The organism is Bacillus sp. RZ2MS9, assembly GCF_001816185.2.
Taxonomy (GTDB): Bacteria; Bacillota; Bacilli; order Bacillales; family Bacillaceae_G; genus Bacillus_A; species Bacillus_A cereus.
This window is the reverse complement of sequence record NZ_CP049978.1, coordinates 1-7,500: the sequence shown is the minus strand read 5'-3', so window position 1 is coordinate 7,500 and position 7,500 is coordinate 1. Positions and strand designations below refer to the sequence as shown.

Genomic DNA, 7,500 nt, shown 5'->3' with positions numbered 1-7,500 from the left:
TCCAGTTAAGCGTTGCAGACGCATATCTAAAATCGCTTGCGCTTGTTTCTCACTTAAACCAAAACGTTCCATTAAGCCTTGCTTGGCAATATCTGCCGTTTTTGAACTACGAATTAACGTAATAACTTCATCAAGATGATCTAAAGCAATTCGTAATCCTTCTAAAATATGAGCACGTGCTTCTGCTTTTTCTAATTCATAAGCAGTACGTCTACGAATTACTACCTTCTGATGCTCTAAATAATGATATAGATTTTGTTTTAAATTTAGTACTTGTGGCTCCCCATTTACAAGAGACAACATATTAATACCGAAACTTGTTTGAAGCGCTGTATGTTTATATAGATTGTTTAATAGTACGTTTGCATTAGCATCACGACGTACTTCCATGACAATACGCATACCATTACGATCTGATTCATCACGTAAATCTGTAATACCTTCAATTTTCTTATCGCGAACTAATTCTGCGATTTTTTCAATTAATCGTGCCTTATTAACTTGATAAGGTAGTTCAGTTACGATAATAGATTGTTTACCGTTTGACTTCTCTTCAATTTCAACCTTAGCACGAAGCATAATGGAACCGCGACCTGTTTCATAAGCTCTTCGAATTCCACTTCTTCCTAAAATTAAACCTGCCGTCGGAAAGTCTGGACCGGGAATATATTCCATTAATTCCGCGATAGTAATATCAGGATTATGACTTAATGCCAGCACACCATCAATTACTTCGCCAAGCTGATGCGGCGGTATATTTGTTGCCATACCAACAGCAATACCTGTTGTACCGTTTACTAATAAATTAGGGAAACGCGCTGGTAGTACTATCGGTTCTCTTTCGGAACCATCATAGTTATCTTGATAATCAATTGTATTTTTTGAAATATCACGTATTAATTCCATAGAAATCTTAGACATTCTTGCCTCTGTATAACGCATTGCCGCTGCTGAATCTCCATCTACAGAACCGAAGTTACCATGCCCATCTACAAGCATATAACGTTGACTAAAATCTTGCGCCATACGTACCATTGTTTCATAAACGGCTGAATCACCATGAGGGTGATACTTACCGATTACTTCACCGACAATACGTGCTGATTTCTTATACGCTTTATCAGCTGTAATTCCTAAATCATTCATCGCATATAAAACCCTACGATGCACAGGTTTTAATCCATCACGAACATCTGGTAATGCACGAGATACGATAACACTCATTGCGTAATCTAAAAATGAGGTACGCATTTCATGACTAATATTAATTTCTCGAATTCGTGCTTGTTGTTGATTGTCTGACATCAACGAGCACCTCCTCTTACATTTCCGTTACACATACATTGATTTATATGTAGAAGACAGGAATACTTAGATTCCTGTCATTACTCATTTAAATATCAAGGTTCTTCACGTATTTTGCATTCTCTTGGATAAAGTTACGACGTGGCTCTACTTTATCTCCCATTAAAATTTCAAATGTTTCGTCTGCTTCAATTGCATCTTGAAGGGAAACTTGAAGTAATGAACGTACTTCTGGATCCATTGTCGTCTCCCATAGCTGAGTTGGATTCATTTCCCCTAGACCTTTATAACGCTGAATCCCTGGCTTAGGTTGGGCCGGTAATTCTGCTAAGATTTTTTCAAGTTCCTTATCGTTGTAAGCATATTGAATTTTTTTACCTTGTTGTATTTTAAACAACGGCGGCTGTGCAATATAGATATAACCACACTCAATTATTTGACGCATATAACGATAGAAGAACGTTAATAATAGGGTACGAATATGTGCACCATCAACATCGGCATCGGTCATAATAATAACCTTATGATAGCGTGCTTTTTCAATATCGAAGTCTCCACCAATATTTGTACCAATCGCCGTAATAATTGTACGAACTTCATCATTTGATAAAATCTTATCTAAGCGTGCCTTTTCCACATTAATAATTTTACCCTTCAGCGGTAAAATTGCTTGGAAATGACGATCGCGTCCTTGTTTTGCAGATCCACCCGCAGAGTCACCCTCTACGATGTAAATTTCACTAATTGCTGGATCTTTCGAAGAGCAATCAGCTAATTTACCAGGTAAACTTGAAACTTCTAACGCACTCTTTCGACGTGTCAATTCACGCGCTTTTTTCGCAGCTACACGTGCACGTGCAGCCATCGTACCTTTTTCTACAATTTTTCGCGCTACATTAGGATTTTCTAGTAAGAACTTTTCAAACGCCTCTGAGAATACAGACTCTGTAATTGTTCTCGCTTCACTATTCCCAAGTTTTGTCTTCGTTTGTCCTTCAAATTGTGGATTTGGATGCTTGATTGATACAATTGCTGTTAAACCTTCACGAACATCCTCACCAGTTAAATTACTGTCCGCATCTTTTAAAATGCTATTTTTACGACCATAGTCGTTGATTACACGAGTTAAAGCTGTTTTAAAACCTACCTCATGTGTACCACCTTCATACGTATGGATGTTATTCGTAAATGAGTAAATATTATTTGTGTATCCCTCGTTATATTGAAGAGAAACCTCAACCTGAATACCATCTTTTGAACCTTCTACGTACACAGGCTCTTCATGAATCGGTTGTTTTGAGCGATTTAAATGCTCAACGTATGATTTAATTCCACCTTCGTAATGGAATTCTTTCTTTTGCTTATGTTCACGTTTATCTTCAATTGTTAATTTAATATTACGATTTAAAAACGCTAATTCACGCATACGAGTTGCTAGCGTATCAAAATCGTATACTGTTGTTTCTTGGAAAATTTCCGGATCTGGTTTAAATCGAGTTATTGTTCCTGTTTGATCTGTGTCACCAATGACTTTTAAATCCGCAACCGGAATACCTCTTTCGTATTTTTGGTAATGGATTTTACCTTCACGATGTACAAATACTTCTAATTCTGTTGATAGAGCATTTACAACCGATGCCCCAACACCATGTAAACCACCAGAAACTTTATAACCGCCACCGCCAAATTTACCACCGGCATGGAGAACAGTCATAATAACTTCTACAGCTGGACGTCCCATTTTTTCTTGTATACCAACCGGAATACCACGCCCATTATCCGTTACACGAATACTATTATCTTCTTCGATACTAACATTAATTTCATCACAATAACCTGCAAGTGCTTCATCAATACTATTATCTACGATTTCCCACACAAGATGGTGAAGCCCTTTTCCACTTGTAGATCCAATATACATACCAGGGCGTTTCCGAACTGCCTCTAGTCCTTCAAGCACCTGTATCTGACTTTCATCATATGCATTTTCTTGCATTTGCTTTTGTTCCATTGACACAAAGATCACCTACTTTTCCATTTAAACAGGGGTTATTCCCTATCTATTTCACAATCTACAGTGCCGTTCGTTACATGAATTGTTTTCGCTTCTTTTAATGTTTCGTGTTCAATTCCGTCGACACTCGTCGTTGTAACAAATGTTTGCACTTTTCCTTGAATTGTATTTAAAAGATGTGATTGACGATAATCATCTAATTCTGATAAAACATCATCCAACAAAAGGATTGGATATTCTTTAACCTCTGAATAAATCAATTCAATTTCAGCTAATTTTAGGGATAGTGCGGTCGTTCGTTGTTGTCCTTGCGAACCAAAGACTTGAACATTTTTACTATTAACGAAGAATTGTAAATCGTCACGATGAGGACCAATTAAAGTCGTACCACGGAAAATTTCACGTTGTTTCACAGATTGAAAACTTTCATAGTATACTTCTTTTATTTTCGACAAATCCATTGATTCTGATACATCTACACTTGGTTTATAGACAATTTCTAACTCTTCTAATCCACGGCTTATACCTCGATGAATTGGAGCTGCCCATTCCTGTAGCAAATGCAAAAATTCAAAACGTTTTTGCAGTATTTTCGCACCATGCTCAATTAGTTGAAGTGTAAATACATCCAACATCGTTTCCTCATTCTTACTATTCCCTTGCATTTTTTTCAACAAGTGATTTCGTTGCGTGAGCACCTTTTGATATTGACTTAATTCATACAAATATACAGGAGCTATTTGTCCTAATTCCATATCTAAAAAGCGTCTTCTTACTTGAGGGCTTCCTTTTACAAGATTTAAATCTTCTGGGGCAAACATGACAACGTTCATCACGCCAATATATTGACTTAACTTTTGTTGTTCAAGTTGATTTAATTTTGCCTTTTTACCTTTTTTCGAAATATTTAATTCCAAAGACAAAGAACTGTTTCTTTTTTGTAATTTCCCCTTTATTTGACCAAAATCTTCATCCCAGCGGATAAGTTCGCGATCATTAGAGGTTCTATGAGATTTCGCCATCGCTAAAACATAAATAGCTTCCATCAAATTTGTTTTCCCTTGTGCATTTTCGCCGATAATTACATTTACCTTATCTTCAAAGGAAAGCTCTAATTTTTCATAATTGCGATAGTTTTTTAATTGTATTTCTGAAATAAACAAAGGGCTCCCCCTTTATGCCTGAACTTGGAAAGTTCCGCTTCCTGGAATTTCAATAACATCATTCGCATATAGTTTGCGACCTCTTCTATTTTCAAGTTCGTTGTTCACGTACACTTCATATTCTTGTAAAAACCATTTTACAGCGCCACCTGTATCAATTACATCAGCTAACTTTAAAAATTGTCCTAGTGTAATATACTCTGTTGAAATTTTAATACGTTTCATAAAATCGCTCACTTTCTGAAAGTGTTCATTCTTTCATTGTACTAAATAAACTAGCATTAGGAAAGTAATACCCAAAAATCAAATAAGGGCCACTAGCATCTTTAAACTAGCAACCCTTATTCCTTACCTAGTAAGTACGAACCGGTAAAATTAATTGAATAATTGAATCATCATTTACTGTACGAATTAAGAACGGTCTCATTGCCCCAGTAAAGCTAACTTTAATCTCTGTACTATCCAAAGCTTTTAATGCATCCATCATATATTTTGCACTAAAAGATATTTTTAACTCTTCTCCATCTACTTTTTCGCATTGTACTTCTTCGACAACTTTTCCGATTTCTGGTGAATTCGAAGAAATCTCTAGCATTTCTTGCTCTAAAGTTGATAATTTAACAACGTTATTGCGGCCATCTCTTGCTAATAGTGAAGCACGATCAATTGCTTGTAGGAATTCTTTTGTATTTACAAAAATATCCGTTTTACTCTCTGCTGGAATTAAACGTGTCGTATCAGGATAATTTCCTTCTAACAATCTTGAGAAGAATAATAAATGTTTTGTACGGAATAATACTTGATACTCCGTAATAACGATATCTACCATTTCTTCAGACTCATCTAAAATTTTACTTAATTCATTTAAGCTCTTACCTGGAATAACAACATTAGCTTGGAATTCATCTGCAATGTTATGTCCTTCAATTTTTGCTTTTCGAAGTGCCAGTCTATGACTATCTGTTGCAATACAAGTTAACTCGCTGTTATATACCTTCCAGTTTACACCTGTCAAGATCGGTCTTGTTTCAGAAGTAGAAACTGCAAATACAGTTTGTCTGATCATATGCTTAAGTAAATCTGTTGGTATCTTAAATACATGATGTTCTTCAATCTGTGGCAATAACGGATATTCTGCAGAATCTAAACCATTTAAGTTAAACTCTGATTTTCCAGATTTTATTTTTGTCATAAAATGATTTTCTACAGAAATTTCGACAGTGTCTTTAGGTAGTTTTTTTACAATCTCACTAAAATATTTTGCCTGTAAAACAATGCTTCCTGATTGAGCAATTTCTACGATTTCTTTTCCATCTTCTTCGACTGGAATAAACGATTCAATAGAAATATCAGCATCGCTTCCTGTTAATGTAACCCCTTCTTCAGTAGCTACAACTTTAATTCCCGTAAGGATGGGGATTGTTGTACGAGAAGAAACTGCCTTCATTACATCTTGTACACCTCTTACAAGATAGTCTTTTTGTATTGTAAAACGCATAAAGAAAAACCTCCGGTAAGTATAAGATTTTATTTAATTAATAAAGATAAAAAAATAGTAGTAATAGTAATAGGGCTTGTGGATATGTGGATAACCCCTATAAAGGATGTAAAAACAGTCTATCTACATGTGGATAGACTGTGCGTAAAACAAGGTAAGTTATTCACACTATTCAGCTACTACTTTAAAATACCATTAATTTCTTCAACTTGCTTTTGTAATTGCGTATCGGTTTTTAGTAGTTTAGAGATTTTTTCATGGGCATGGATAACTGTTGTATGATCACGTCCACCAAATTCTTCACCTATTTTTGGTAAAGAGGAATCTGTAAGCTCGCGCGATAAATACATTGCAATTTGGCGAGGAAACGCAACTGATTTGGTACGTTTTTTCGCTTTAAAATCTTCTAATTTCACTTGATAAACATCCCCGACAGCTTTTTGAATATCATAAATAGAGATAATTTTTGGCTTAGAATTTGGAATAATATCTTTAAGTGCTTCAGCTGCTAAATCAGCATTAATATCTTTATTAATTAAAGATGAATAAGCTACAACTCGGATAAGTGCACCTTCTAATTCACGAATATTTGAATCAATTTGATTTGCGATATAAAGCATAACTTCATTTGGTATATCAAGCCCTTCAGCTTTTGCTTTTTTGCGTAAAATCGCAATTCGTGTCTCTAAATCTGGCGGCGTAATATCTGTAATAAGCCCCCATTCAAAGCGGGAACGAAGACGATCTTCTAAAGTCGGAATTTCTTTTGGTGGTCGATCACTAGAAATTACAATTTGTTTACTTTCTTCGTGTAATGCATTAAATGTATGGAAAAACTCTTCTTGAGTTTGTTCTTTTCCAGCAAGAAATTGAATATCATCTATCAATAAAACATCTACGTTGCGATATTTATTACGAAAATCAACAGCCTTATTATCACGAATAGAGTTAATAAATTCATTTGTAAATTTTTCTGATGATAAATATACAACTTTTGCATTTGGATTATGTTCAATTACATAATGACCAATTGCGTGCATTAAATGCGTCTTTCCAAGCCCAACTCCCCCGTAAATAAAGAGTGGGTTATACGCTTTAGCTGGCGCCTCGGCTACAGCTAATGAAGCTGCATGGGCAAAACGGTTACCAGAGCCGATAACAAATGTATCAAATGTATATTTTGGATTTAACATGCTCTGTGGTAAATGAGCTGAATCATCTTGTGCTGGATTCGGCTTAACTGGAGGCAGATCAATATCCTCTTCAGCTTGACTTTGGGGAATAATAAAGCGAATTGCTAATTTTGCCCCTGTTAAATCGTATAGTGTTTCTGAAATTAGTTCGGAGTAATGAGATTCTAGCCAGTCACGAGCAAATTCATTTGGAGCTGTAATCGTTAATACGTCTTTCTTCAAGTTATGAGCCGTTGTTGATTTTAACCATGTCTCATAACTAGGCTTGCTTACCTTTTTTTCTAATTCTTTTAAGGCACTATTCCATAAATCAGAGATATTTTCCAA

At 35.4% G+C, this 7,500-nt stretch carries 6 protein-coding genes (1 of these 6 only partly in view); all 6 read right to left on the bottom strand.

All coding sequences use genetic code 11. The features are described from left to right. A protein-coding gene (gene gyrA / locus BHV55_RS00030) for a DNA gyrase subunit A (protein ID WP_001282864.1) crosses the window boundary here: on the bottom strand, positions 1-1,305 show its 5' portion. It extends 1,167 nt beyond the left edge of the window; the window shows 1,305 of its 2,472 coding nt (coding positions 1-1,305); the start codon lies at positions 1,303-1,305; the stop codon falls past the left edge of the window. Positions 1,306-1,393: 88 nt separating this feature from the next. Beyond that, positions 1,394-3,316, bottom strand: a complete 1,923-nt coding sequence (gyrB, locus tag BHV55_RS00025; protein WP_000435982.1) for a DNA topoisomerase (ATP-hydrolyzing) subunit B — start codon at positions 3,314-3,316, stop codon at positions 1,394-1,396. Positions 3,317-3,354: 38 nt separating this feature from the next. Further along, on the bottom strand, positions 3,355-4,482 hold the full coding sequence (gene recF, locus BHV55_RS00020) for a DNA replication/repair protein RecF (protein WP_000470745.1): 1,128 nt from the start codon (positions 4,480-4,482) through the stop codon (positions 3,355-3,357). A gap of 12 nt (positions 4,483-4,494) precedes the next feature. Further along, positions 4,495-4,707 (bottom strand): S4 domain-containing protein YaaA, encoded by a 213-nt coding sequence (yaaA, locus tag BHV55_RS00015; RefSeq protein ID WP_000821364.1) that lies wholly within the window; start codon positions 4,705-4,707, stop codon positions 4,495-4,497. A 127-nt stretch (positions 4,708-4,834) separates the two neighbouring features. Next, on the bottom strand, positions 4,835-5,980 hold the full coding sequence (gene dnaN, locus BHV55_RS00010; protein WP_001212884.1) for a DNA polymerase III subunit beta: 1,146 nt from the start codon (positions 5,978-5,980) through the stop codon (positions 4,835-4,837). Between the two features lie 179 nt (positions 5,981-6,159). Beyond that, complete coding sequence (dnaA, locus tag BHV55_RS00005) at positions 6,160-7,500, bottom strand: chromosomal replication initiator protein DnaA (RefSeq protein WP_000428017.1); 1,341 nt, start codon at positions 7,498-7,500, stop codon at positions 6,160-6,162.

Bases quoted from the DNA above. Each gene is read 5' to 3' on its own strand.
- yaaA (WP_000821364.1), bottom strand. From the start codon at position 4,707: ATGAAACGTATTAAAATTTCAACAGAGTATATTACACTAGGACAATTT.
- dnaN (WP_001212884.1), bottom strand. From the start codon at position 5,980: ATGCGTTTTACAATACAAAAAGACTATCTTGTAAGAGGTGTACAAGAT.
- gyrB (WP_000435982.1), bottom strand. From the start codon at position 3,316: ATGGAACAAAAGCAAATGCAAGAAAATGCATATGATGAAAGTCAGATA.